The following is a 26,158-nucleotide window of genomic DNA, read 5'->3' as shown; positions in this document are numbered from 1 at the left end:
AAAGATGCCTGTGAGATAAACAATGCACGCAGAGTTTGCCGACCTGTGACGCAATGATGAAAAGTATCGTTACAGCATTAACATGATGATTGAACTCCCTTTCAACAATGTAATACATCGTTCCATCAACCTTTTATGAACAGTTATTTGCCCAATCTCCCTCGAAACGATGCAAAACATCGATGCAGCAATCGCAATGCTACCTTAACTTGAATCTAACGATGAAATACATCATTGCAGCAAAAGTGGCTGTGCAAAAAGTCGCCGAAGATGACTGTGAAATAGGCTTTACGGCAAAACAAAACCAAAAAAGAAGCCCCATAAATCTGTGTGGGCTTCTTTTCGCATATTATTTAATCGTGATGGAGGTTACGAGCTTGTTAACACCTTTAAGCTGGATCAGATTCCCTTCCTTAAATAGGGCCAAGTTGCCGGAAAGCGTGACACCAGAGGATACCTGATAGATTGTTGTTTGTTCCCTACCATTAATGGTTTGAGTGATGGAAATCGTTGCAAGTTCACCTTGGGCATTGAGGGTAGTTCCTTTTAACTTTCCTAAAAGGTCAAACGGTAAATTCGCATCGATCATTTTGGTGACTTCAATGTAAATGACTTTATTATCAGAGGTGCGGATATCGACTTCATCGCCTACTTTTAAATCAACTGCTCTGACCTTCACGCCGTTCCGATAAACAACGACATCCGGATGAAGTGTGAATACGGTTGTGACTCCCGACTTCGTGAGCTTCAGTTCATTGTTGCTCACCACGGCGCTTACCGTACCGTTGTTTGTAATGGGTTGAACCATTTTGGTCACTTCAATATAAATGACTTTATTTTCGGTCGTTCGAATATTGACTTCGTCTCCAACTTTCAAATCGGTAGCATTGACTTTCAATCCATTGCGATAGACGATAACATCCGAGTGAAGTGTTAACTCAAATGTAACACCTGACTTCTGAAGCTTAAGCACGTTATTGCTGACAACTGCGCTAACGGTCCCGCTATTCGTAATGGCTTGTGCCGTTTGCGTTACTTCAATGAAAATGACTTTATTGTCGGATGTGCGAACATTCACCTCATCGCCAACCAGCAGAGAGGAAGCATTGACTTTCACGCCATTCCGATAAATAACCACATCTGGATGCAGGGTGTATGAAGTGGTAACTCCTGATTTCGTAAGCTTCAGCACATTGTTACTAACGGTCGCGCTAACGGTCCCGCTGCTTGAAATAGGTACAATCGATTTGGTGACTTCGATGTAAATGACCTTATTATCCGAGGTGCGAATATTAACTTCATCACCAACTTTTAGCTCATTCGCACTCACTTTAATGCCGTTGCGATAAACGACGACATTCGGATGAAGCGGTAGTCTAGAGGTAGCTCCAGCCTTCGTTAGCGTCAATGTATTATTCGTAACGGCCGCACTTACAGTGCCGCTGTAGATTATGGATTGCACGGCATTGGTCACTTCGATGAATACAATTTGACCATTAAATGTGCGTGCTTTCACTACGTCTCCAACTTGCAAAGCAGATGCGTTGACTTTAGCCCCGTTCCGATAAATGAAAACGTCTGGATGCAGCGGATAGGTTGATGTTGTGCCTGAACTCGTAATACTAAGCGTGTTGTTGGTAACAACCCGGCTTACAGTTCCATTCATTGTGTTATTCCCTTGGTCTGGCATTTGACCGCCCGTACGATCTAACAAAGCTGCGAGCTGAGCCCGTGTTACCGGTTGATTAGGCCTAAACGTGTTGTCTTCGAAACCATCGACCAAACCTTTCTCGATGGCAACAGCTACATAACCCACAGCGCCTGCAGGAATTTGTTTCGCATCTTTAAATGGCAGCGTCGTGTTCATCTTCGCCTTCGCCTGAGCTTCCAACTTCAACGCTTTAACTAAAAGTGTCGTCGCCCAAAGCCGGTCAGCTTCCTTTTGAGGCTGAACCATATCATCATTTTCCGAGAATAAATCATTTTCTAAAGCTACAGCTACATAACCGACTGCCCAAGAAGGAACTTTATCCGCATCTTTAAAATTAAGACGAGTGCTCATTTCTGCTGCTGATTCTGCTTGGCTGCGAAGTCCCATCAGACGAACCGCAGCCGTAATCGCTTCAATGCGTGAAACGGTATTGTGCGGTTTAAAAGTACCATCCTCATACCCTTCAAACACACGCTTCGATGCTAAGCTCGCGATATAGCGCATCGCCCACTCCGCACTTTGCAAATCGTCAAAGGTAAGATGAATCTCAACCTTACTGTCATCTTTTTTATTTCCATTATCTTTGGCTAGAACGGCTGTGCCGCTTCCCATGATCATAACGCAAGCAAGACCCGTCGCTATTACTTTTTTGAGCATCACGCTTCACGCACTCTCCTTCTTTATTTGAATACTACATGTATCAGAAGAATTCGTTAGTATGGTTATTTTTAGGAGGGTATCCTTTTATTTTCCATTGATAAATTTTCCTTTATCCAGCCAATACAATGATCAAGTGAATCTTAACTAATTTAGCATACGAGAAGTAAATAAACTGTCATATTCTGTACCGCTGGCGATGACCCTCACAATATGCTATGTTGGAAGAAATTGTGAGCAAGGGAGCGAAGGCAATGACGGACATAGCGCTGGATCTATCTCATTTTCATCCCATTCTGAGGACTTGGTTTGCTTCTCGTTTCGGTGAACCAACAGATGTTCAGAAGCAGGCGTGGAAACAAATACGTTCTGGCACACACACTCTCATCTCTTCCCCAACAGGCTCAGGTAAAACGCTGGCAGCTCTACTGCCTTGTTTGGACGGAGTTATCAAAAAGAAGCAGGAACTTGAGGAAATTTACACAGCCGGTGTTCGCGTGCTTGTCGTGACACCACTCAAAGCGCTGAATAACGATATTCATGATCATTTGATTCATTTTATGGCCGAAATTGAGGAGACTGCTTCCTCTTTCGAAAAGGAAACCGCCTGGAGGGGACTCACGATTGGGGTTCGTACCGGCGATACCAAACAAAGCACTCGGGCATCGATGCTGAAACAGCCGCCAGATCTGCTGGTGACCACGCCAGAATCGTTGTATTTGCTGCTGACTTCCCCGCGCGCAAGAGAAATGCTAAAGAGCGTGGAACAGATCGTCGTCGACGAAATCCACGATCTGGCAGCGGACAAGCGCGGTATGCACTTATCGCTCACGCTGGAACGGCTGAACGCGTGGTGCGGGCGATCCGTCCAGCGGATCGGCGTATCAGCCACGCAAAAGCCTATCGAGCGGGTCGCTCGTTATCTCGGCGGCTGGGAAGCTGACCAGCCGCGGCATGTAGCTATTATCGAGAGCAAAGCCGAGAAGCAGTACGCACTTCAGGTGACGATGCCGGAACCTGCCCGGGCTGGGGCTGATCAAGAGGCGATATGGACGCCTCTTGTCGAGCGCCTGCTGCAGCTCATGGAAGGCTGCAGCACGGTGCTTATCTTCGCAAATAGCCGTAGGCTTTGCGAACGACTGACCTTGCGACTCAATGACCATGTCGGTCATGAGATCGCGAGTAGCCACCACGGCAGCGTCGCCCGCGAGAAGCGGCTCGAGGTCGAGCGCTTGCTCAAGGCTGGCGAGCTTCGCTGCCTGGTTGCCACGTCGTCGCTGGAGCTCGGCATCGACGTCGGCCATGTCGATCTGGTGATCCAGATCGACTCGCCTTTCACCGCTGCCGCAGGCATTCAGCGGATCGGCCGGGCCGGCCACGCCGTCGGCAGCGTCAGCCGCGGTGTGCTGCTTGCGCGCAGCCGCAGTCTGCTGCCGGAGCTGGCCGTGCTCAGCCGGCGGATCGCGGCGCGCGACATCGAGGCCATCCGCATCCCGCGGGGCAGCCTCGATGTCCTCGCGCAGCAGCTCGTCGCTATGGTAGCCATGGGAGACGAGCTGGATGTGACGCGCCTAGAGCGCCTGCTCGCGCAGAGCGACTCCTTCCGCGAGCTGCCGCGCGAACGCTGGCTCGCAATGCTTGAGGTGCTCGCAGGACTGTACCCCTTCGTGCGTCCGCTCATCGCATGGGATCGCGAAACTGGCCGCTTAGAACGGTTGGCTGCCACACAGATGGCCGCGCTCACCGGCGCGGGCACAATCCCTCAGAGCACGGCCTATCCCGTGCATCACAATGAAACCGGACTTCACCTCGGTGAGCTAGATGAAGAGTTCATCCACGAATCGTCTATCGGCGACGTGTTTCAATTGGGTACGGCTTCTTGGCGCATCGTCCGCAAGCGTCCAGAGCGCATTTATGTCCAGGAAGCCGATAACCGTTACAGCGAAGTCCCCTTCTGGCGCGGGGAAACCGGCGGAAAGTCGTTTGAACTCGGCGTTCAAACAGGGCAGTTATGGCGAGAGCTGCGTGATCGTTTGCAGCCGCTTCCTCACACTCAAGCTGATCTCAACGTCCAAGACTGGCTCATGGATCATTTTCACTTTGATTCGGAGGCTAGCCATGCTCTCATCGGTATCGTTCGCAATCAAATCGCTGTAAATACAGTTCCAACAGATACAACGGTTGTCATAGAAACCTTTGCGGATGAAAACAATCAAACACACTACATTTTGCACAGCCTATTCGGTCGCAAGCTGAACCGTACTTGGTTAATGGCCATTGATCGGCACCTTAAACAAAAAGGGCTAACCGCTATCTATACCAATGCGAAAGACAATGGCATCGAGCTTATTTTCCCCAGCTTCCAGGAATCGATTTTGCAGGCCATCATGTCCATCTCTTCTATAGAAGCGGAACAGTTCATCATTGAAGCTGTAGCCGAATCCGGTATGTTTGGTGCTGCTTTCCAACGACTGGCAGAAACATCCTTGCTTCTTTCCCGCAGCTTCACACGTATCCCCGCTTGGATTAAGCGACTGCGCGGACAAGAACTCATGAAGGAAGCACTACCATTCAAAGAACGCTTTCCTTTGTTTCAGGAAGCCATGCGAGAATGCCTGGAGGAGCATGTCGATATTCAGCAGCTTCAGCGCATTATAGAAGCTATTCATACAGGAAGTATCCAATTTGCCGTTCATCGCAACCATTTCCCATCGCCGCTCGCTGCGCAATTCAAGTTCGACTACGTGTCGCAGAAATTATATGAATCCGATGCGTTAACGCAGGATTTACAGGTTGAATTACTTGGCTTTAGCCGCCAAATGGCAGCCGATATTTTCGGATCAGAGGCGATCCGCAGCGCTGTTAGCCCTCAAGTCATCGAGGCAGAGGAACATAAACTCGCCCTGACGGATGATCCTTTAGCTTCTGCACAAGAGGTGTTTCGTTATTTGAAAGAACGTGGCGATTCCTCATTGGCTGAACTCGTCAAGGCTAGTTCAGCCTCCCATACAATCGTTTCAGCATGGATCAATGAGCTCCTTGGGCAAGGAAAGGCAGCAACTGCCTTCTTCACCAAAGAAACACGATATATTTGCAGTGATGAATTGGAATTCTATTCTTCACTCTCGGATTCTACGGTTGCCAGATCGTTCGTGTTTCAAAGATTTGCCGACGGGAAGCTCTCTTTCACAACTGCTGAATTGGCAGCCCGTTTTGAGGTAGAAGCTGACATCGCAGCCGATTGGGTTCAGAGTGCCGTTCAATCCAGTGCGTTAACTGTCGCACCTTTTGCTGATCCAGAAATCGAAGAGCTGTGGACGAGCAGCAAGGTCGCTTCACGATTAATTCGTCTGTCCCTTCAGTCCTATCGACGTAGTGGCGAGGCTGTATCCCCTTCCACCTATATGACGCATATGCCGCTTAGGCGCAAACTCGCAGATAGAACTGACGTTCCAGGAATGGAACTGCTTCGCGAAATTATTGAAGATTTGCAAGGCTTCTTCCTGCCCGTCTCACTGTGGGAGTCTGTCCTATTTCCGACTCGCCAGCTATCGTACCGCAAACAGGACCTAGACACCTTATGTTCTTCAGGTCAAATTGTCTGGATAGGCCGCAAAGAGCCCGACGAAAAGGAAGGCCGCATTGCCTTCTTTCTGGCAGAAAGCAGCTCTCTGTATGAGCCCTGCCTCACAATCGCAAACCAAAGACCAGCCTCACACCCTGAGCTCCTAAGCCTTTTGCAGGAAAAAGGGGCCATCTTTCTGAGCAAGCTGGGTATTGAAACAGGGCGAGCTCCATCTTCGTTATTAGAGGAGCTGCTGCAATTAGTGTGGGATGGACAGGCAGCCAACGACCAATTCGCTCCGCTTCGACTACATGCCGCAGGAGCTTCTAAGAAACCGGATAAATTCCAGTCAGGCCTTGGCCGCTGGTATCCTCTCGATTCCCTGCTTAGCCCTGCCTTCGATAAGCAAGCGTCCGCCATGCAGTGGACGCATCATCTGCTGGAGCGTTTTGGCATCATCACCAAAGATCTCGTCTCTGCTCACTGTCCGTTTCCATGGGAAGCCATTCAGACAGCGCTTCGTCAGTTGGAAGAGTGGGGACTTGTTGTTCGCGGGCTATTCATTACCGATTTACATGCTCTGCAGTTCGCATCCAAAGAATTCATCACTCTCCTGTACCAACAAACAGGTAACACTTCCGAGAGTCAACAAAAATTCACGCTTTTAAGTGCTGTTGATCCGGCTAATCCCTTTGGACTGATAGTCCCATGGCCTGAGGTTTCGAACATTTCATTTTCACGTAAAAGCGGCAATTACTTAGCCCTCAAAGGCAGTGAGTGGTTGTATTGGATCGAAAATAATGGCAAGCGAATTTATCAGATTGCACCAACAACGAACCAAAATGTCGATCAGATGACCATCGTCCACGAGTTAAAAAGTATGTTTCGCCAGTTCCTTAAACAACATCAACTACGTAAAATCGTTATCGAAACGTGGAACGGTGTACGTATCGCAGAAGCGCCCGAACAGGAATATTTAAAACTTCTAGGCGCAGAAAAAGACCGCACCAACTTAGTGCTTTGGCCAAGCCAATTAAGCTGAGTGCGGCCTACTCTTACCTTCTGCTTTAACTGCGGTTGTAGAAGCACATGGATATCGGTTACCTAGCTGGACATGACACGATAATTGAATTATGATCAAAAGTCAATTCTCGATTAACCATTCACATGGTATTATATGAAGGAACCTTTTATCGATGTAGGGTTACAGCTGCAAATTATCCATATTCATACAGGTTTAAAAGAAGAAATCAGGGGGAATTAAATCGTGTTCAGAAGTAAGCGCTTCCGAGACAATTGGATTTTAATTCTGATCATCTCCAGTATTCCCGGACTTATCTTCGGCGGCGTGATTTATTGGCTTGCCGGCGATCGTCTTGAGAACGAGCTGCTTCAGATGCACAATAAACAGATTCAACTAAGAGCAGCCAATATTGACGAGCAGTTCGCTTACTTGGAGACGTCGGTTATGCATTGGGGATTTGATCCAAGTTTCAGTTACTCATCAGCGAGTTTAAATCTATCGTATGATTTCGAGATTGCTCGCAACATCACACAGACATTAGCTAATATGAAAGGCGCCAATCCACTGGCTACGGAAACAGAATTATTCTTGGAAGGGGCAGCGCCCGTAAGGTTTCATCCGCAATACGAGGCATTAACCAGTGCTGTACAGATCGACGGATACAGGAAATTGCTCGCGAATGATAAGAAGGTTTTCTGGTCCCAGCATACTTCGGAGTCCGGACTTCCGCGTGATAACTCATTGTCGTTAATGGTAAAAATACCTGAAACCGACGAGAATCCGTTTGGGGTCATCGCAGTTCGGATCGATACCGCGAAGGTCGCCAAACTGCTGCAAACGTTAGCCCCATATAACGACGGGGGTACGTTTCTGTTGGAGGAAAATGGCGATCAATTGCTGTCTAGCTCAGGGAAAGGAACAGCATCGCAGCTAGATGAAGCTATTAAGAGAGAGGTACTTGCCAGTAAGACGAAATCAGGATCATTCCTGTTTGATTGGAACCAAACGAAATACACTGTAGCCTTCGGCACCATGTCGCGCGTCGGTACCTCTTGGACTTATGTCACTGCGTCGCCAATTAGCGCAATTACCAAGCCAGTCGTTTTTATTTCTCAATTGATCTTGACGCTAAGCATCGGGATGCTGCTGCTCGCGTTCGTGTTATCTTGGTTGGCTTCACGGCGTATCTATTCACCTATCGCACAGTTAGTCAGCTTACTGACTGGAAATACGGCTTTAGCGACACTCCGGAAAGAACAAAATGATGATTTTAAGATTATTGAGAAAGAATGGCTGCATCTGACTAGAGAGAGCATGACACTTCAGAATAAGTTGGAGCAGCAGCTTCCTCACCTCAAGGAGGGCTTCCTGCTTCAACTTGTCCAAGGGTATCTCTATTCCTACTCTGAGCAAGCTCTTCTTGAGAGGATGCGCAATTTCGGCTGGTCGGTGGATAATCGGCAATATGCCGTGCTGTACATTCAATTAAGCGGATTTGAAAACTTGGAAGGACGCTTCTCGTCTGGCGATGAAGGACTCGTCACTTTCGTTGCTGCCAATATTACGATGGAGCTCGCATCGAGCCATTTCGAGCAAGCAGAAGTGATGAATTTCCACGATTTGTCTGTCGGTCTCCTCATCATCGTTCCGGAAGAAACCGATCAGAAGGAAGCGATCAGATCCTTTAGTCAAGAACTGACTCATGGGATTCATCACGTGCTCAACATGTACGTATCGGTCACGATCGGCAGTCTCGCTTTGTCCGTCGTTCATGTGCCCTCCCGCTTCGAGGAAGCGATGCAGGCGTCAAGCATGCGCCGTTTCGAAAGCCGGAACCAAATTATCGACCTGGAATCTCTGGATGAGCATGATAAAGAGAACCACGAGATTCATTATCCATTCGCGCTCGAAAGAGAGGTCATTCAAGCGATTCGAACCGGGCAGAATGAAGAAGCAAAGCAGCTCATTCAGGCTTTCTTGGAAGAACTGCTTGAACGCGGAGCCAAGGTGATCGACATTCAGCAAGGAATGCTCCAATTGCTCGGCAGCATTCTGCATGCCATTCGGCTTACGGGTATGGATCCGAACCGCATTTTCAAATCGGCAAATTTGTACGAACAATTGATGCAGTTCGGAGATCCGCAGAAAATGATTGCTTGGTTCAACGACAAAGTAGTATGCCCCTTCATGAAAGAACTGGAATCGCGATCCGACGTGGAAGTGAAAAGGACTGTGGAAACTGCGATGATTTATCTTCAGAACAATTACATGAAGGAAATATCTCTGGACAGCTGCGCCGACTACGCGGGCACGAATACGGTTGCGTTAAGCAAAGCGTTCAAGCAGGTCAGCGGTAAAAATTTTATTGACTATTTAACCGAGCTGCGTATTGAAAAAGCGAAGGAGCTTTTGCGTGACACGGATATGAAAATCAACGATATCGCCGAAAAGGCTGGATATCAGCCTAGCTATTTTAACCGGATCTTTAAGAAACAAGAAGGCATAACGCCAAGCCAATATCGGGAAATAAACCGAAAATAATAGCATCATGCCCAAACCGCCAGTAATGGCGGTTTGTTTTTTGGTTGAAAAAAAGTCTTAATCCCGCAAAAAAGTGAAATGTCCCGTCATGTATGGAGTTAGAAAGTGTGGTTGAAGGAAATTCCCATAGATACTAATCTTGAACCAAGACCTAAACAAATTCGGAGAGGGGGAAAGAAAACATGGGAGAGAAAAAGCAACTCCGCATGCATTGGTTGGAGGAAGAACTACCAAACTCTTGCGGTGTTACGTGGGGAGTACCTTGGCACATAGGTGAATTAAATCGGTCGCAAGCTGGTACTTTCACCCTTATTGACCCGTCAGGAAGCCCGCTCGCGCTTCAAAGCTGGCCAACCGCTTATTGGCCTGACGGCAGCGTGAAATGGACAGCGCACGCCGCATCGTTCGATAAACCTGAAAGTGAAGGCTATACACTACAAGCCGCCGATGAACAGTCTATAGCGATCCATGCGAGATCCCGTATGAAGGTTTCTCAATCGGCTGATGCAGTGACTGTCGATACCGGAGTCATCCGGTGTATCGTCGGAAAACAAGGAAAGTCATTCATCCGCGCTCTATATCACGGGGAGAAGCTGATCAGCTCGGATGGTTCACTCGTCTGTATTCGCGAAGAACGACGAACGACATCGAGTGGACGTCTTTACCAGGAAGAATCGTTTCGTGGCGAGGTCACATCCGTAACGATCGAACAGGAGGGCCCTTCACGGGTCGTACTCATGGTGGAGGGCGAGCATATCTCCAAGAAAGCCGATCGTTCCTGGCTCCCCTTCCGGCTGCGTCTGTATTTCTACGCCAATCAAGCATCGATTCGGATTGTCCACACCTCATTGTTCAATGGAGATCCACAGGAGGACTTCGTGAAAGGGCTTGGCATCTCTTTTGCTTTGCCGCTGAAAGCCCCCCTTTATAACAGGTACGTTCGTTTTGCGGGCGATACAGGCTTTTTCAGTGAATCGCCCCGGCATTTGTCGACATGGCGGACGAAAGGCGTCTACATGGACATGTTCTGGCGTCAGCAAGCTGGGGAAGCGATTGCATTTGATCATGAGAAAGATGCGAAATTCAAAGCGCTGCTTGATGATTCCGCTGCCTGGGACAGCTTTAAGTTGATGCAGCTTTCCGCCGACTCCTATTCTGTCGTCAAGCAAACATATGAAGAATGCAGCCCAGTGAAGGCCGTCAGTGGTAACCGTGCGAAAGGGCTCGTATATGCCGGAGACACTCACGGCGGGCTTGCAGCAGGGCTGCGCAATTTTTGGCAAAAGCATCCATCGTCTTTGGAAGTAACCGGTATGACGAAAAATGAAGCCAAGCTAACACTCTGGTTCTGGTCGCCGGATGCGGCAGCTATGGATATGCGTCATTACGATACAACAACGTATGTGGAATCCGCCTATGAGGGATCGGAAGAGCTGCGCAGTACACCATATGGAATCGGAAATACGAACGAGCTTATGCTGTGGTGCTGCGATGGGACACCCGCTGCTGCCGACCTTGCAAACATGACTAGCCATGTTCAAACCCCGCCGCAGCTCTTATGTGAGCCTGCACGTTATCATGATACGAACGTATTCGGTATCTGGAGCTTGCCTGACCGCAGCACGCCTGCTAAAGTTTGGATCGAAGATCAACTCGACGCCTGTTTGAGCTTCTACAAGCAAGAGGTTGAGGGACGGCGATGGTACGGTTTCTGGGATTATGGAGATTTCATGCATACGTACGATGCCGTACGGCATGAATGGAGATACGACGTAGGCGGGTTTGCCTGGCAGAACACCGAGCTTGTGCCGAACATCTGGCTTTGGCTCTCGTTCTTGCGGTCGGGACGTGCAGATTTGTTCCGCATGGCGGAAGCCATGACGCGTCATACGAGTGAAGTGGATGTCTATCATTTGGGAGAATATGCAGGGCTCGGGTCTCGGCATAATGTTGTTCACTGGGGTTGCGGATGCAAGGAAGCGCGCATAGCAATGGCGGGTTTACATCGTTACTATTACTTCTTGACTGCAGATGAACGTATTGGAGATATTTTGAAGGAAGTGGCCGATGCTGATTTCGCCACCGTCGGAATCGATCCGATGAGAGCTTATTTCCCGAAGGACGAGCATCCTACCCACGTGAGGAGCGGTCCGGACTGGGCAGCCTTCAGCTCGAATTGGATGTCGCAATGGGAACGCTTTGAGAATTCGAAATACCGAGATAAGATCCTGCAAGGGATTAAGAATTTGAAGGCCGCACCGTTCCGGCTCTTATCAGGCACGACATTCGGATACGATCCGAATACTGGGATTCTTACTCATATCAGCGACGGCAACTACGGATATCATATGGTCATTTCCTTCGGAGCGCCGCAAGTATGGATAGAGCTTTCGCAACTGCTCTCCGATCCTGAATGGGATGACATGCTCGTAGAATTCGGGGAATTTTATTACCTAGAACCTGAGGAAAAGTTAGCCCGAACGAATGGGGTCATCGATCATACTAAATTCAGCTGGCCGATGTTTGCGGCATCGATGGCGGCTTACGCAGCCAACCGACGAAGTAATGCTGCTCTGGCTGCGATAACATGGCAGATCATGCTGGAGAATCGTCTGCCGGGGGGCAGCGAGGACGCGACGCGAACCTATCAAGTGCCGGAGCACGCGTATGTCCGACCTATTCAAGAACTGCCGAGCATCACAACAAATGTAACGTCGCAATGGTCCTTGAACGCGATCATGTGCCTGGAGCTAATCGGGAACGAACTGCCGACGGAGCTGAATGCTGAATATCTGAGCGCTTCCTATACCGCGGATCAGAAGAAATAATCGATGCCGTCTAAGATTTCAAATTCCAATGTTCGAGGAGGAACTGTTTTGAAATACGTAACGATCAATGAAACGGATATTAAACAAGCCATCGAGCGGCTAGTAACCAGAACGTTTCAGATGGATATGACATGGGATTGGCCTGCCGGAGTCGCTTTCTACGGCGTTGGCCAAGCTTATCTGGCTACTGGAGAATCAAAGTATTTGGATCAATTGCAAGCGTGGATCGATGAGCAGTTGGAGGAAGGCATTCCTAGGTTAACCGTCAACGCTGTATCCATAGGTCATACCTTGCTTACACTGTACGATCAAACCAAATCGGAACGTTATCTGGATATAGCAGTCCAAATGGCGGAGTTCTTGAGAACAGATGCGGTACGATTCGCGGATGGCGTGTTTCAGCACACCGTATCGCAAAATTACGATTTTCCGCAGCAGGCTTGGGTCGATACGATGTTTATGGCTGGATATTTTCTCATCCGCATTGGCACTTTACTTGAAAGAAACGAATGGCTGGAGGATGGCTTACTGCAGTACCATGCACACGAGCGCTTCTTGCAGGATCGTGAAACAAATCTATATGTTCATGGTTGGGATCATATCGCCCAGAACAACATGTCCGCTGTCTATTGGGCGCGTGGCAATTCATGGGCAGCATATACGATGTCGGAAGCGCTGCATATCGTAGAAGTCACACATCCGTCCTATATGAAAATGTACGATTCGCTGCGTGATCAACTTAGCAGCATCGTCCGGCTCCAATCTGATCATGGGCTCTGGCACACCGTTCTGAATGATCCGACCTCTTATGAGGAAACATCGGGCTCTGCGGGTCTTGCCGCCGGATTGATTCGATACAACGAAGCCATCGGCGCCCCTATGTACAATAAATATATTCAAAAGGCCGTGCCTGCCGTATTATCGAAAATTTCGAATAACGGTACAGTGTTGGACGTTTCGGCTGGAACGGCTGTAATGAAAGACGCCGATGGCTACAAAGGGGTCGCCCATGAACGGATTCAAGGCTGGGGACAGGGTCTGGCCTTAGTATTCCTCTCTTCGCTTCTAACGTACAAATGGTTGAAAGACATTTCACAAACCGAATAAAGGAATGTTCAACCCATTGTTTTCTCGGTGTTATCCCTTATAAAAAAAGCTGATTCATGGTGATAATACTTTTTTTCTAACTTCATACTTTTTTGAGAAAGCGGTTTCAAAATAGTGTTGTTGTCAGAAATATTTGAATCTTATAGTGTTTATCTTACAAAGCCACAAGCTAAAATTTCAATTCAATTTGCGAAGGAGTGAGAACATGATCAAAGCATCAGGGGCTGAACAGCACATAGCGCCTGTCCCATCCGTAGGAAATTCCAAGCGCAATACGCTAATAGGCAAAGTTCTAAGAGATAAATATTTATTGCTGCTGCTGCTGCCGGGATTGGCCTACTTTATTATTTTTAAATATGTTCCGATGTGGGGGGTCCTCCTTGCCTTCAAAAACTATCAGCCTTACGTCGGTTTTTTTAAAAGCGAGTGGGTCGGACTAGATAATTTTAAGCAATTTTTTCAAGACCCCGTATTTTTCAGATTGATACGCAATACGCTTTTGCTTGGTTTGTATGATATGGTGTTTTTCTTCCCGGCGCCTATCATACTGGCGGTATTGTTAAACGAAGTCCGCAAATCTTTTTACAAACGCTTTATCCAATCACTGATTTATATCCCCCATTTTATTTCGATGGTTATTGTTGCAAGTATTTCCTATCTTCTTTTGACGACAGAAGGTGGAGTCATCAATGAAATGATGCTTAAGCTATTCGGGTATAAAATCGACTTTCTGACAAGTGAAAACTGGTTTCGTCCCCTGATTATCACACAGAGTATTTGGAAAGAGATGGGTTGGGGAACGATCATCTTCCTCGCAGCGCTTGCGGGGGTGGATCAAGAGCAGTATGAAGCGGCCATCGTCGATGGAGCAAACCGTTTTCGCCAACTTTGGCACATTACGCTGCCGGCCATTCAAGGAACGATCATTATCGTGCTGATTCTGCGAATGGGTCACTTTATGGATCGTGGATTTGAACAAGTCCTATTAATGATCAACCCACTAAACCGGCCTGTGGCCGAAGTGTTTGACACTTATGTTTACACGGCGGGGATCGTACAGGGCGCTTTCAGCTACAGCGCGGCGGTAGGGTTATTTAAAGCCATCATCGGTGTCATTCTCGTCTTTTCAACTAATTATTTAGCCAAAAGGGCTGGGCACTCCGGTATATTTTGATACTTACGAAGAAAGTTTTGCTATCGCAAAACTCAGCACATGCTTACGAAGAAAGTTTTGCTATCGCAAAACTCTTAGGGGGAGAGTACTATGAACACGCGTCATTCGTCAGTAGGCGAAAAACTGTTTGATATTGCCAATTATCTCTTTCTTGCTCTCGTTGCCCTTACTATGGTTCTTCCGGTTATGTATATCGTGGCGGGGTCGTTCGCAAGCGATCTTGAGATAGGAAGCAGATCCTTTTTCCTAATTCCCAAAGAAATCACATTCGATGCTTACAAGTTCGTATTTAAAGATAATACGTTACCGCGAAGTTTATTCGTATCCGTATTTATAACCGTAGGGGGAACTCTTGTAAATCTATTGTTTACCTTTACGATGGCCTATGCTTTATCGCGGCGGCACATGATCGGCCGAAATGTCGTCTTGAACCTAATCATCTTCACGATGGTGTTTAGCGGCGGGATTATCCCAACTTATCTGGTTGTTAAAGGCTTAGGACTATTGAACACCTACTGGGCGGTCATGCTGCCTGTCGCCATCAACGCCTTTAACTTGATTGTCGTGAAATCATTTTTCCAAGAAATTCCGGGCGAACTGATTGAATCGGCCCGAATAGACGGGTGTAATGATATAGGCGTGCTGTGGCGAATTGTTTTACCGCTTTCCAAACCGGTTATCGCAACATTCGCGCTTTTCTACGCCGTTGCCCATTGGAATGATTTCTTTCATGCGCTGATCTATCTATCAGACGCCAAAATGTGGCCGATGCAGGTTCTATTGAGGCAAATTGTACTTTTGGCATCAGGCGCGCTAGAGATGGGGACGTATGATCCTACTTATGTAAAACCACCGGATCAATCGATTAAAATGGCGATCATCGTTGTGGGTACATTACCGATCTTGATGGTTTACCCGTTTATTCAAAAGTATTTTGCCAAAGGGGTTTTAATTGGTGCGGTAAAAGGGTAACGCTTTTATAGCGACGGGGGACTATTTTCGGATTGTCGCAGCATCGGTCCAAATCCAGTAAGTGTTTGACGACAGGTGCATGCTTCATCATAAACAAGTATATTTTTGATAAGACAAAGGGAGGAAAAAGAATATGAATTGGGAAAAAAAGAAAAAACCATTGCTTGCCACTACTAGCATCATAGTAGCAGTTACAGTTATAGCGGGGTGCAGCTCGGGTACTGACGGGTCTAAAGCAACTGATACACCTAAGACGACCTCAGGAGCGACAACCGCTGCAAAAGAGAAGCCATTCCCTATCAGTATCATGTTGAAGAGCTACTACAATGATACGGCTACCCCAGAAAGTAAAGTATGGAAAAAAGTTGAAGAACATACGAACACGAAGCTTGATTTCCAATTTGTTCCTGATGCAAGCTATAACGATAAACTGAACATAACGCTTGCTTCCGGTTCCATTCCTTCTCTTCTATTTGTAAATAATGCGAAATTGCCCGCTGTTGCCAACGCTATCAAAGGAGGCGCATTCTGGGAAATAGGCCCTTATCTCAAAGATTATCCGAATCTTAAACAAGCGAACCCAACTGTACTTAACAATACGTCGGTAAACGGTAAATTCTATGGCCTCTATGTATCCCGCCCGATCGGACGAATGGGGATCAGCTACCGTAAGGATTGGCTTGATAATTTAGGCATGAAGGAACCGAAGACGATCGATGAATTTTACGCGATGTTAAAGGCATTCGCCACCAATGACCCTGATAAAAACGGCAAAAACGATACGTATGGCATGGTCGTAACTAGATATACGGGTCCCTTTGATATTATGCAAACTTGGTTCGGTGCTCCGAATAAGTGGGCTGAGAAAGACGGCAAGTTGATACCCGCCCATTTGACTCCAGAATATATGGAAGCACTCAAATTTTTCAAAAAACTGTATAACGAGAAGTTAATCAATCAAGATTTTGCGGTATATGATTCAGCGAAATGGAATGATCCGATTATTAACGGACAAGCGGGTGTAGCGGTTGACGTTACGGAACGTTCCTATCAAATTGAAGAGAAAATGAAACAAGTCAATCCGAAGGGCAGTATAGATATCATTGGAGCTGTAAGCGGCCCTACCGGTCTTCACAATCAACCGACAGCCGGACACAACGGCATGTTCCTCATCTCGAAATCCAGCGTTAAAAACAGAAGCTGACCTGAAGAAAGTGCTTACTTTCTTGGATAAGACCAACGATAAAGATATGCAAGCGTTACTCAACTTTGGTATTGAAGGTGTTCATTATAAAGTGGAAGACGGCAAACAGTCTATTCTTATCGTTCCAACTGATCCAATGGCTCCTGATATTAATAACAAGAATATGAACCAGATCTTATCTTCGATTCCGTACATTATCAATGACATGTTCAAACCGTCTACACCGCTTCGCACGAAGTCGATCGAAGTGCAAAAGGCAAATGAGAAAATCATTGTTACCAATCCCGGAGAACCATTTACAACGGCAACCTATACGCAAAAAGGCGCGCAATTGGATCAAATGGTGGAAGACGCACGAATTAAATTTATTGTCGGCAAAATCGATGAAGCCGGCTTTAAAGCCGACATGGATTTGTGGAAAAAGAGCGGCGGCGATGACTATACAAAAGAAATAAGCGAAGCCTTCGCTGCAAGCAAGGCTAAATAAGTTAAGCCAGTAGAACTGCTTTTAGAGGATATGTCCAGTCGCTCAATAGGACTGGACTTTTTCTCTAAAAGGTTCAGGTTGAAATTTATATCGGTATAACGAAAGGAGCGATTGCGATGACAATGGCAAGATTCAGAGGCGGTAAAGGAACAGTTTGGCCTTCGGAACGACGCAGTTATACAGATCTGATAACGGGCGTAACGGTAACTCAGTTAACGAATCACTGCTCGCACAGTCACCATATCTATTTTACGAATAACGGCTTCTATGGGGATGGGAAGTTGATCTTCGGATCGGATCGTGAGAATGTTACCAATCTGTACAGCATGGATCTGCACGATGGGGTGATTACCCAATTAACGGATTTGGAACGCGGCCGTGAATCTCGAATTCAAGGGACCTTTCTTCATCCCGATGGACATGAGGCTTATTTCTATTATGACAATTCAATTATGGCAATCAACTTGGAAACGATGGAAGAAAGGATTCTCTATACGATTCCCGAGGACTATAAATTCGGCAGCTTGAGCTGTACCGCAGACGGACAGTGGTTATGTTTTGGTCTGAATAAGGATTTAACTCAAAGTATCGTGATGGATACCAAGAATGGTTACTTGGGTTTTGAAGCGTATTTCCGTGCGAAGCCGCACAGTATGATTATGGCGGTTTCCCCTGTCAACGGGAAAGTGAAAAAGCTTCATGAGGACCAGCTGTGGATCGGCCACGTCAATACGTCGCCAACGCAAGCGCATCTGCTGACATTTTGTCATGAAGGGCCCTGGGAACAGATAGATCATCGGATTTGGGTGCTGGATATCGCCACCGGACATTCTTGGCAGGTTAAGGATAAGAAGCCTAATGAATATGTCGGCCACGAATATTGGCTGTCAGACGGCATTCATATCGGCTACCACGGGTTTACCAATTCTCTTGAAGATCACACCGGGAAAATAATTGGGGCTGTCCTTTTTGATAACAGTCATGTCCAGCAGTACGAATTTCCTTTTCAAAATATGCATGTACATTCAAATGATCTATCGCTTGTTATCGGTGACGGTCAGCAAACGAGCGCTTATCATGGGCAGCAATTTCAAGATACGCTGCAGGTATGGCGGAATGACGGATCCGGGTTTAAAGGTCCACGTATACTATGTAAGCATCGTGGAAGTTTCCATTCTCAAATTCTTCACGTTCATCCGAGACTAAGCCCGGACGGTAAGCATGTGCTATTTACGAGTGATATGTCGGGATATGGTAACTTGTACATGGTCGACATGCCGGAATTCGAATCTTTACCCGAGATGCCAGTTACATGAAGACACAACCGAATCTACTTCTCATCTTTACGGACCAGCAGCGATGGGATACGTTGGGGGTTTACGGCAATAAAACGATTCAAACCCCACATTTGGATCGATTGGCGCAGGAAGGGGCCGTTTTCGAAAATGCGATTACCCCTTACCCTCTCTGTGCTCCTGCCAGAGCCTGCACGATGACGGGATTTGCCGCGGGAAAGACGAATGTGTTTAACAACGAATCAGCCCCTGCTATTGCCGCCGATGAGTCGATTGCAGCTTATTTGTCCAAAGCAGGATATCACAATCAGGCGATCGGAAAGATGCATTTTACACCGGATGAGCAAACGTATGGCATGGATCATCTCATTTTATCGGAAGAAATGAGGGGGGTACGTACGGCTGAACGGATACAGGATATCCGTTTTGATGATTATGACCGATACCTGATGGAGCATGATGCCTGGGGGTGGGAGAAACCTCCAGAGATCGGTTATAACGAACTAAAGCCGCTTGTGAACGGCCTACCCAAAGAGCTTCATATCACACAATGGTGCGGGGATCGAACGGTAGAGTGGCTAAAAACGGAAAGACCCTCTAACAAACCTTTTTTCTTATGGACGTCGTTCGTCAAGCCTCATGCTCCTTTCGATTGTCCTTCACACTTGACGGATTTATATGCTCCGGAAGAAATGCCGAGGCCTTGGGTTTCCGATAAGGATGGAACGTCGAAAAATCCTTATTTGAAATCGCATCGTCAAGCAATGGAAGCCGATCTGTACTCGGAGCACGCTAATCTCACAAACAGGGCTTATTATTATGCCAACATTACGTTTATCGATGAACAAATAGGTCGGATCATGCAAACGCTAGAGGAAGAGGGGCTGGCGGATAATACACTTGTTATTTTCACATCGGATCATGGAGAACTGCTCGGCGACCACCGATTATGGTTTAAAAACTTAGGGCACGAGGGCAGTTTGCACATCCCGATGTTAATAAGGTGGCCCGGCGTTATTCATCCGGGTACCCGCTGTGATCAATTGACTACCTTGCTTGATATTTTCCCTACTCTGGTTAATCGGACCAGTGAAAATCGCAATTACGACGGAAGGTCTGGTTTGGATCTATTGGAACTGCTCACGGAACCATCCTCGGTTCGCCGAGATGTAGTCTGTTCTGAATTCTATGTGGCACCCAACTATATGCTCCATGTCCGCAGCAAAGAGTGGAAATACCTCTTTTATCAGAATGGCGGCTACGAAGAGCTGTATAATCTCCTTAGAGATCCGCATGAGCTTATTGATTTGGCGGATGATCCCGACTTTCAGCATGTTAAAAAAGAGCATCAGATGGCAGCCGTTGATTGGGTCAAAAACTATGGAAATCCTGAAATTGCACTCGATGAAACAGGCTATAAATTGAAAGTCATTCCTTTTCAGCCTCAAGAAGCCAAAACTAACCCAAGGCCGTTCTCGCGAATGCCATGGGATTCCAGAGTTCCGCCTTCGCTGCTTCCTGAACAGCAGCGCTCCTGGTTTTGGAAGGCGTTGGGCGGAGATTGGAGCAGCCTTATAACCTTGTTTGGATCAAAAGATAAGTAATTCACCAATAGATGAGTGAGGGTGACGTACAACATGGATTGGAATGAAATATTCCTGCTAGATGAGCTTATATATCAAAATCCTTTAGCCGTTGAAAGCGATGTGCTTGATTTCAAAATGGAAGGGCAGGCTGTTGCCAGTTTTCCACTGAATCGAATGCGGATGGAAAATAAGCTTGACCCAAAGCTTGGGCAAAAATCCAATTTCGTTTATTGGTGTCCGGTTGAATTTCCAGACAACATCGCGATCACTTGGGATTTTTGGCCGATTCATGAGCCGGGGCTTTGCATCTTGTTTTTTGCCGCAAAAGGGATACGGGGTGAAGATTTGTTTGACAGCCGGCTTTCCGTAAGAACAGGTGTGTACGACCAATATCACCATGGAGATATCGATGCTTTCCATGTATCCTACTTCAGACGCAAGGAAGAAGAGGAGCGGAGTTTTCATACGTGCAATCTGCGTAAAAGCTATGGCTTTCATCTGGTTTCGCAGGGCGGAGATCCGATCCCGTCCGTTACCGATGCCAAAGGTCCATACCGGATGAAATTGTTTAAATGGGGAAGTGAAATTTTATTCGCCATCAATGATCTGACTGTCTTGCATTGGACCGATGACGGGAAAACATGTGGAAAGCCCCTTACCGGAGGAAAAATCGGCTTTCGCCAGATGGCTCCTCTTATAGCCGAATACGCCAATCTTACTGTATATTCGATTTCAAAAAAGCATGCTTGGTAAAATCATACCTCTCTATTACCCACAAAAACAGACCGCACCAGCTTAGTTTTTTGGCCAAGCCAACTAAGCTGCGTGCGGTCTACTCGACACGTTCCACTTTAACTGCGCATATTTTAAACTCCGGCATCCGACTTGTGGGATCCAGCGCATCATTTGTTAATTGATTAATCGAATGCTCATCGCCCCAATGAAAGGGTACAAAAACCGTACGAGGCTGAATACCTTCCGTCACTTTAACTTCGAAAATCAAGGATCCACGGCGGCTTGTAATGCGGATCTTGTTATCCAAACTCAGTCCAATTCTCTTAGCGAGCCATGGATGAATCTCGGCAATGGGAACGGGAGCCTTCTTATTCAACGCTTCCGTTCGACGTGTTTGAGCGCCGCTTAAATAATGATTCGCCAGCCTCCCCGTTGTCAATACAAAGGGATAGTCCGAATCGATTGGTTCTGCCGGCATTTTGGGCTTAATACCGAACAATCTGGCTTTACCATCAGAATGATTAAAATGATTCTCAAATAATAGCGGTGTACCCGGATGGTTAGGAGCAGGACACGGCCAGAATATGCCTTTCTCCTCCTGAAGCCGCTCATACGTAATGCCGCTGTAATCCGCTTTCCCTCCAGCCGTAGCTGCTGCTAACTCGCGAAACACATCTTCAATACCCGCATATTGAAAATAGGTGCCCCTGCCCAACGCTTCCGCTAGCTGACAAATAATGTGGAAATCAAGTCTGCTGTTTCCCGGAAGCTCCATCGCTTTCTGACGATGAAACACGCGTCCTTCCAAATTGGTCATCGTACCCTCTGCTTCCGCAAAGGATGACCCTGGTAACAAATAATGGGCATAACGCGCCGTTTCGGTTTCGAACATGTCAACGACAACAAGCAACTCCAGCTTCTGCAGCGCCCGCTCCACCATCCGATTATTAGGGCTGGATACGAGCGGATTCGATCCGAGGACGATTAAGGCTTTGATTTCACCTTCATCTATCTTTTGCAGCAGTTCATAAGCAGAAACCCCTTTGCCCGGCAGTTCACTCGGATCGATTCCCCATACCTTGGCAACATGCTCACGTGCAGCTGGGTCTTCGATCAAACGATAGCCCGGCAGTTGGTCCGCCTTTTGCCCATGCTCGCGTCCACCTTGCCCGTTCGCTTGGCCAGTTACGGCGCCATATCCGCAGCCTTTGCGCCCTATTTTACCTGTGATCAAGGATAAATTAATGTAATTCAGCGTGTTCTCTACACCGTTCACTTGCTGTTCCAAGCCGCGCGCTGTAAGCACAATCCCCGTCTCTGCCTTCGCGAATCCACGAGCAATCGTACGAGTTACAGCTTCCAGAACGCCAGTTAGCTCCTCCACTCTCGCTGGGGTGAAAGGCTTAACAGCCTCCTTCAACTGCTCAAACCCAACGGTACGTTCTTCAATAAATCGATGATGGACGAGCTTCTCCTCCACCATGACATGTAGGAGTCCGTTTATAAATACAGAGTCGAATCCCGGTTGTAGACGAACATGGATATCCGCTACCTTCGAAGTCATCGTATTACGCGGATCAATCGTAACGATCACTGCGCCTTTTTTCTTCGCTTCAAGTAAATAAGGCATCATCGTCGGTTGGCATTCCGCAATATTCGTTCCTGCAAGAATGATATATTTGGCATTTGGAACTTCCGTCAGGGGCATGGTCATCCCGCGATCGATCCCGAAAGCCTGATTACTGGCTGCTGCCGCCGAGGACATACAGTATCTGCCATTGTAATCAATGTATTTGGACCTAAGCGCTACGCGGGTAAACTTACCAAGTAAGTAACTAACTTCATTGGTAAGTGAACCTCCGCCATACACGCCAATGGCATCAGGGCCATATGTCGCTTGCAGTCCTTGAATTCGTTCAGCAATGTCTGCAAACGCATGGTCCCAAGAGACAGTACGCCACCTCCGTGGCTCACCAATCTCCCTAGTCAATGGCTCAAGAATCCGATCGGCATGAAGCACATGATCCAGTGCATTCAAACCTTTCTGGCAAAGACGGCTAGTCGCTACAGGAAAGTTCGGGCTTGGTTTGATCGTGAGACCAGACGTCTTCTCACTCGGCATAATCTCCAATCCGCACTGCATGCTGCAAAAGCAGCAATGGGAGGAGGGTTGTTCTTTAGGTAATGTTAATAGTGCTGATTTCAACGCACCCCACCCCCGATGATAAAGCTCTCTATGAAATCTCAATGCATCTTAATGTGCTTGTGTAGTCAACAAATCTAGCAGGCTAATTCTTTGTTTATCGGAAATCCAATAAACACCGTACCTTCATGAACTTTCGTTGAATACGTTTGTACACACCCCGTATCCGGAGCTTGAACGAGACCGGAAGGGAGATGAATCTTGCGATCATGCATCGGACAGAAGACGTGATCATCACAAACAATTCCTTCTGCCAGGACGCCCTCTTTATGCGGACAGCGGTTCTGAATCGCATGAAGCTTGCCGCTTTTCAGCTTGAAAAGTGCAACCTCTTCCCCTTGATAACGAATCGTTTTCCCTGTGTTTAAAGCTAAATCCTCATAAGATACTGCCTGCACCCATACCATTTGCTCTTCTTGTGTTTTCATTGATTTGCTCCTCCCGGGCTTTTCTTCTTTGTCTAATTAAGCTCTACGACTTCATACAGGTCACGCTGAATTTTTTTGCTATCAATCGCTTGTTTCCAAGGGTCCTTCGTCACAGAAAGTGCTTGATCCATCCGAGCACACAATTGTTTGCGCTCTTCTTCATTTTCTACGACTTCGCGAATATGCTCGATACCAAGTCGGTGTACCCACTCACTTGTGCGCTCACCATACTTACCGGATTCACGATAGTACTGCAGATAAGCTTCCGTATATTCGATAATTTCCTGTTCCGTTTTGACAGTGGTCAAGAGATCACCAACACGTACCTTGACACCGCCGTTTCCTCCGGCGTAAAGCTCCCAACCGCCATCCACTGAAACCACTCCTAAGTCTTTAATTCCTGACTCGGCGCAATTTCGCGGACATCCTGATACAGCCAGCTTCACTTTGGCAGGCGTATTCAAACGTTCGAATCGTTTCTCCAGCTCGATACCTACGCCCATCGCGTCGCCCGTGCCGAATCTGCAGAAGGTTTCACCCACACAAGTTTTAACCGTACGTAAGGCTTTTCCGTAAGCATAACCGGAAGGCATATCTAGAGCTTCCCACATCGCGGTAAGATCTTCTTTCTTCACACCTAGTAAGTCTAGACGTTGTCCGCCTGTAAACTTCACAGTAGGGACATTAAATTTCTCGGCCACTTCTGCAATCCGTTTCAATTCAGTAGGATTCGTTACTCCGCCATAAATCCGTGGAACAACCGAATACGTACCATCCTTCTGAATGTTGGCGTGCATACGCTCATTAACAAAGCGTGAGGTACTATCGTCCTTATAAGTCTCAGGGCTTACCATGCCTAAGTAATAGTTAAGCGCAGGGCGGCATTTCGAGCAGCCTTCTTCATTTTTCCAACCAAGCACGTTCATTACTTCACGTACATGGGATAAACCTTTTTCACGAATTGCTGTAACGACTTCATCCCGTGTATGGTCTGTACAAGCGCAAATCGTCTCTTTCGCAGCATTCTTATCATAAGAAGCACCTAGAGTAAATGCCAACAAATCACTAACCAGTGGTTTACAACCGCCGCAAGAGCGAGAAGCAGTCGTACAATTTTTCACTTCATCAACAGTTGTTAATCCTTGTTCCTTGATCGCTGAACAAATCGTTCCTTTTGTAACCCCATTACAACCGCAAATAATAGCATCGTCTTTCATTTCAGCAACACCCGATGCCGCTCCGCCTCCGGATGAATCCGTTAAAATAGCCGTTTTTTCCAAGCCAGTAATATCTGTTTCTTCTCGAATCATTTGCATAAGTCTCGTACCATCCGCCGTATCTCCGAAGAGAACAGCACCGATGATCTTATTGTCTTTAACGACAACCTTCTTATAAACGCCTGTGAATTCATCATGAATGCGGATGGCTTTCGATCCTTCCTCATCGCCAAACTGTCCGCCTGAGAATACGTCAACACCAGATACTTTAAGCTTCGTATAAAGGATCGATCCTTCATAAGGAGCCGTTTCCACGCCTGCCAAATGTTTAGCAAGTACAGCCCCTTGCTCGTAGAGCGGTGCTACCAATCCGTAAGCAATCCCTCGGTGCATGGCGCATTCCCCAACCGCATAAACATTTGGAACACTCGTTTGCAAATAATCATTCACGATAATACCGGGATTACACTCAACTCCGGACTTCTTCGCAAGCTCTACATTGGGACGAATACCTACAGCCATTACGATAAGATCTGCCTCAGCAACGGTACCATCTTTGAATTTCAATCCAGTTACGCGCTTATCGCCCACGATCTCAGCGGATTGCTTCTCGAGCAAGAAGTTGATGCCTTGTTCTTCAAGTGCCGCTTGCAGCAATTTGGAAGCCGTACGATCGAGTTGACGCTCCATAATTGTATCTAAGATGTGAACAACATCGACCTTCATCCCTAAGTTGAGGAAGCCCCTAGCTGCCTCTAATCCAAGCAAACCGCCACCGATCACGATCGCTTTTTTATACTTTTTAGCGGACTCTATCATAATCTCACAATCACGAATGGTCCGGTAAGCCATAACCCCTTCTTTATCAGCTCCAGGTAAAGGAATCATGAAAGGATTGGACCCTGTAGCCAAAATTAATTTATCGTAGGAAACCGTTAGCCCTTTATCGCTCGTTACCGTCTGAGCGGCCGTATCGATGTCAGTAACCGTTTGGTTTGTGTGCAAGATAATATGGTTATTCGCATACCACTCATAAGGATGAATGACGATATCCTCTACTTTGGAATCTCCGGCAAGTACATAGGACAACAAGATTCTGTTATAGTTCGGATGCGGTTCACTTCCAAAAATCGTAACCTCATATTTGTCAGGTGCAAGTTTAAGCAAATGTTCAACAGCGTTAACACCCGCCATTCCATTTCCTACTAATACCAATTTTTCTTTTTGAGTCATTGCCATCTTCCTCTCTAATATGTCTATCTCTATATCCCATTTGTGCGGTTCCATTCCCGATTAAAAAAGGGTCACTGGGAGCAGCGAATCTAGTCTGCGCCCCCAAATGACAAAATTGGGATATGGAGCTTGAGTAGTTCGACTTGAACTACCAAAGACGGTAAGTCGTAAACGTCTTTGCGCATGCAGCC

The 26,158-nt window shown here is 47.1% G+C and carries 15 protein-coding genes; 11 read left to right on the top strand and 4 right to left on the bottom strand.

Annotated features, from left to right (window positions below; translation table 11 throughout):
• Nucleotides 1-349: 349 nt before the first annotated feature.
• Nucleotides 350-2,368, bottom strand: coding sequence for an S-layer homology domain-containing protein (locus tag QFZ78_RS30875; protein WP_307555961.1), 2,019 nt, complete (start codon nt 2,366-2,368; stop codon nt 350-352).
• A 233-nt stretch (nt 2,369-2,601) separates the two neighbouring features.
• On the opposite strand from QFZ78_RS30875, the gene QFZ78_RS30870 reads away from it, so the two are divergent.
• The 11 genes from QFZ78_RS30870 (at nt 2,602) to QFZ78_RS30820 (ending at nt 20,904) form a co-directional block, all read left to right on the top strand.
• Nucleotides 2,602-6,975 carry a DEAD/DEAH box helicase gene (locus QFZ78_RS30870; protein WP_307553182.1) on the top strand — a complete coding sequence of 1,458 codons (4,374 nt, stop codon included), beginning with the start codon at nt 2,602-2,604 and terminating at the stop codon, nt 6,973-6,975.
• A gap of 225 nt (nt 6,976-7,200) precedes the next feature.
• On the top strand, nt 7,201-9,498 hold the full coding sequence (locus QFZ78_RS30865; protein WP_307553181.1) for a helix-turn-helix domain-containing protein: 2,298 nt from the start codon (nt 7,201-7,203) through the stop codon (nt 9,496-9,498).
• A 182-nt stretch (nt 9,499-9,680) separates the two neighbouring features.
• Complete coding sequence (locus QFZ78_RS30860) at nt 9,681-12,326, top strand: exo-rhamnogalacturonan lyase family protein (protein ID WP_307553180.1); 2,646 nt, start codon at nt 9,681-9,683, stop codon at nt 12,324-12,326.
• A 3-nt stretch (nt 12,327-12,329) separates the two neighbouring features.
• Nucleotides 12,330-13,433 (top strand): glycoside hydrolase family 88/105 protein, encoded by a 1,104-nt coding sequence (locus QFZ78_RS30855; RefSeq protein ID WP_373460161.1) that lies wholly within the window; start codon nt 12,330-12,332, stop codon nt 13,431-13,433.
• 205 nt (nt 13,434-13,638) lie between these two features.
• Nucleotides 13,639-14,607, top strand: a complete 969-nt coding sequence (locus tag QFZ78_RS30850; RefSeq protein WP_307553178.1) for an ABC transporter permease — start codon at nt 13,639-13,641, stop codon at nt 14,605-14,607.
• A 90-nt stretch (nt 14,608-14,697) separates the two neighbouring features.
• Nucleotides 14,698-15,579, top strand: coding sequence for a carbohydrate ABC transporter permease (locus QFZ78_RS30845; RefSeq protein WP_307553177.1), 882 nt, complete (start codon nt 14,698-14,700; stop codon nt 15,577-15,579).
• Nucleotides 15,580-15,712: 133 nt separating this feature from the next.
• Nucleotides 15,713-16,783 carry an extracellular solute-binding protein gene (locus tag QFZ78_RS30840; RefSeq protein WP_307553176.1) on the top strand — a complete coding sequence of 357 codons (1,071 nt, stop codon included), beginning with the start codon at nt 15,713-15,715 and terminating at the stop codon, nt 16,781-16,783.
• A gap of 22 nt (nt 16,784-16,805) precedes the next feature.
• Complete coding sequence (locus QFZ78_RS30835; protein WP_307553175.1) at nt 16,806-17,270, top strand: type 2 periplasmic-binding domain-containing protein; 465 nt, start codon at nt 16,806-16,808, stop codon at nt 17,268-17,270.
• Between the two features lie 116 nt (nt 17,271-17,386).
• A complete protein-coding gene (locus QFZ78_RS30830; RefSeq protein WP_307553174.1) occupies nt 17,387-18,586 on the top strand; it encodes an oligogalacturonate lyase family protein in 1,200 nt (399 codons plus the stop codon).
• The gene (locus QFZ78_RS30825) at nt 18,583-20,169 is read left to right on the top strand and encodes a sulfatase family protein (RefSeq protein WP_307553173.1); all 1,587 of its coding nucleotides are present in this window, start codon (nt 18,583-18,585) and stop codon (nt 20,167-20,169) included. Before QFZ78_RS30830 ends, QFZ78_RS30825 begins: the two co-directional genes overlap by 4 nt.
• Before the next feature lie 33 nt (nt 20,170-20,202).
• A complete protein-coding gene (locus tag QFZ78_RS30820; RefSeq protein WP_307553172.1) occupies nt 20,203-20,904 on the top strand; it encodes a DUF1961 family protein in 702 nt (233 codons plus the stop codon).
• 79 nt (nt 20,905-20,983) lie between these two features.
• Here the strand turns inward: QFZ78_RS30820 and QFZ78_RS30815 are convergent, their stop codons facing one another.
• From QFZ78_RS30815 to nirB, 3 genes are all read right to left on the bottom strand, one after another.
• On the bottom strand, nt 20,984-23,092 hold the full coding sequence (locus QFZ78_RS30815; RefSeq protein ID WP_307553171.1) for a molybdopterin oxidoreductase family protein: 2,109 nt from the start codon (nt 23,090-23,092) through the stop codon (nt 20,984-20,986).
• A 74-nt stretch (nt 23,093-23,166) separates the two neighbouring features.
• Entirely contained in the window at nt 23,167-23,517 is a 351-nt protein-coding gene (nirD, locus tag QFZ78_RS30810) for a nitrite reductase small subunit NirD (RefSeq protein WP_307553170.1), read from the bottom strand.
• A 32-nt stretch (nt 23,518-23,549) separates the two neighbouring features.
• A complete protein-coding gene (nirB, locus tag QFZ78_RS30805) occupies nt 23,550-25,967 on the bottom strand; it encodes a nitrite reductase large subunit NirB (protein ID WP_307553169.1) in 2,418 nt (805 codons plus the stop codon).
• Between the last annotated feature and the right edge of the window lie 191 nt (nt 25,968-26,158).

This window comes from Paenibacillus sp. V4I5, from assembly GCF_030817255.1.
Taxonomy (GTDB): Bacteria; Bacillota; Bacilli; order Paenibacillales; family NBRC-103111; genus Paenibacillus_E.
Note: the sequence above shows the minus strand (reverse complement) of the source record. Positions and strands in the feature narration are given on the sequence as shown.

What these genes read in the sequence shown, in the direction of transcription:
- QFZ78_RS30875 (WP_307555961.1), bottom strand. Translation starts at nt 2,368, where the DNA reads ATGCTCAAAAAAGTAATAGCGACGGGTCTTGCTTGCGTTATGATCATG.
- QFZ78_RS30860 (WP_307553180.1), top strand. Translation starts at nt 9,681, where the DNA reads ATGGGAGAGAAAAAGCAACTCCGCATGCATTGGTTGGAGGAAGAACTA.
- QFZ78_RS30855 (WP_373460161.1), top strand. Translation starts at nt 12,330, where the DNA reads ATGCCGTCTAAGATTTCAAATTCCAATGTTCGAGGAGGAACTGTTTTG.
- QFZ78_RS30850 (WP_307553178.1), top strand. Translation starts at nt 13,639, where the DNA reads ATGATCAAAGCATCAGGGGCTGAACAGCACATAGCGCCTGTCCCATCC.
- QFZ78_RS30845 (WP_307553177.1), top strand. Translation starts at nt 14,698, where the DNA reads ATGAACACGCGTCATTCGTCAGTAGGCGAAAAACTGTTTGATATTGCC.
- QFZ78_RS30840 (WP_307553176.1), top strand. Translation starts at nt 15,713, where the DNA reads ATGAATTGGGAAAAAAAGAAAAAACCATTGCTTGCCACTACTAGCATC.
- QFZ78_RS30830 (WP_307553174.1), top strand. Translation starts at nt 17,387, where the DNA reads ATGACAATGGCAAGATTCAGAGGCGGTAAAGGAACAGTTTGGCCTTCG.
- QFZ78_RS30825 (WP_307553173.1), top strand. Translation starts at nt 18,583, where the DNA reads ATGAAGACACAACCGAATCTACTTCTCATCTTTACGGACCAGCAGCGA.
- QFZ78_RS30820 (WP_307553172.1), top strand. Translation starts at nt 20,203, where the DNA reads ATGGATTGGAATGAAATATTCCTGCTAGATGAGCTTATATATCAAAAT.
- nirD (WP_307553170.1), bottom strand. Translation starts at nt 23,517, where the DNA reads ATGAAAACACAAGAAGAGCAAATGGTATGGGTGCAGGCAGTATCTTAT.
- nirB (WP_307553169.1), bottom strand. Translation starts at nt 25,967, where the DNA reads ATGACTCAAAAAGAAAAATTGGTATTAGTAGGAAATGGAATGGCGGGT.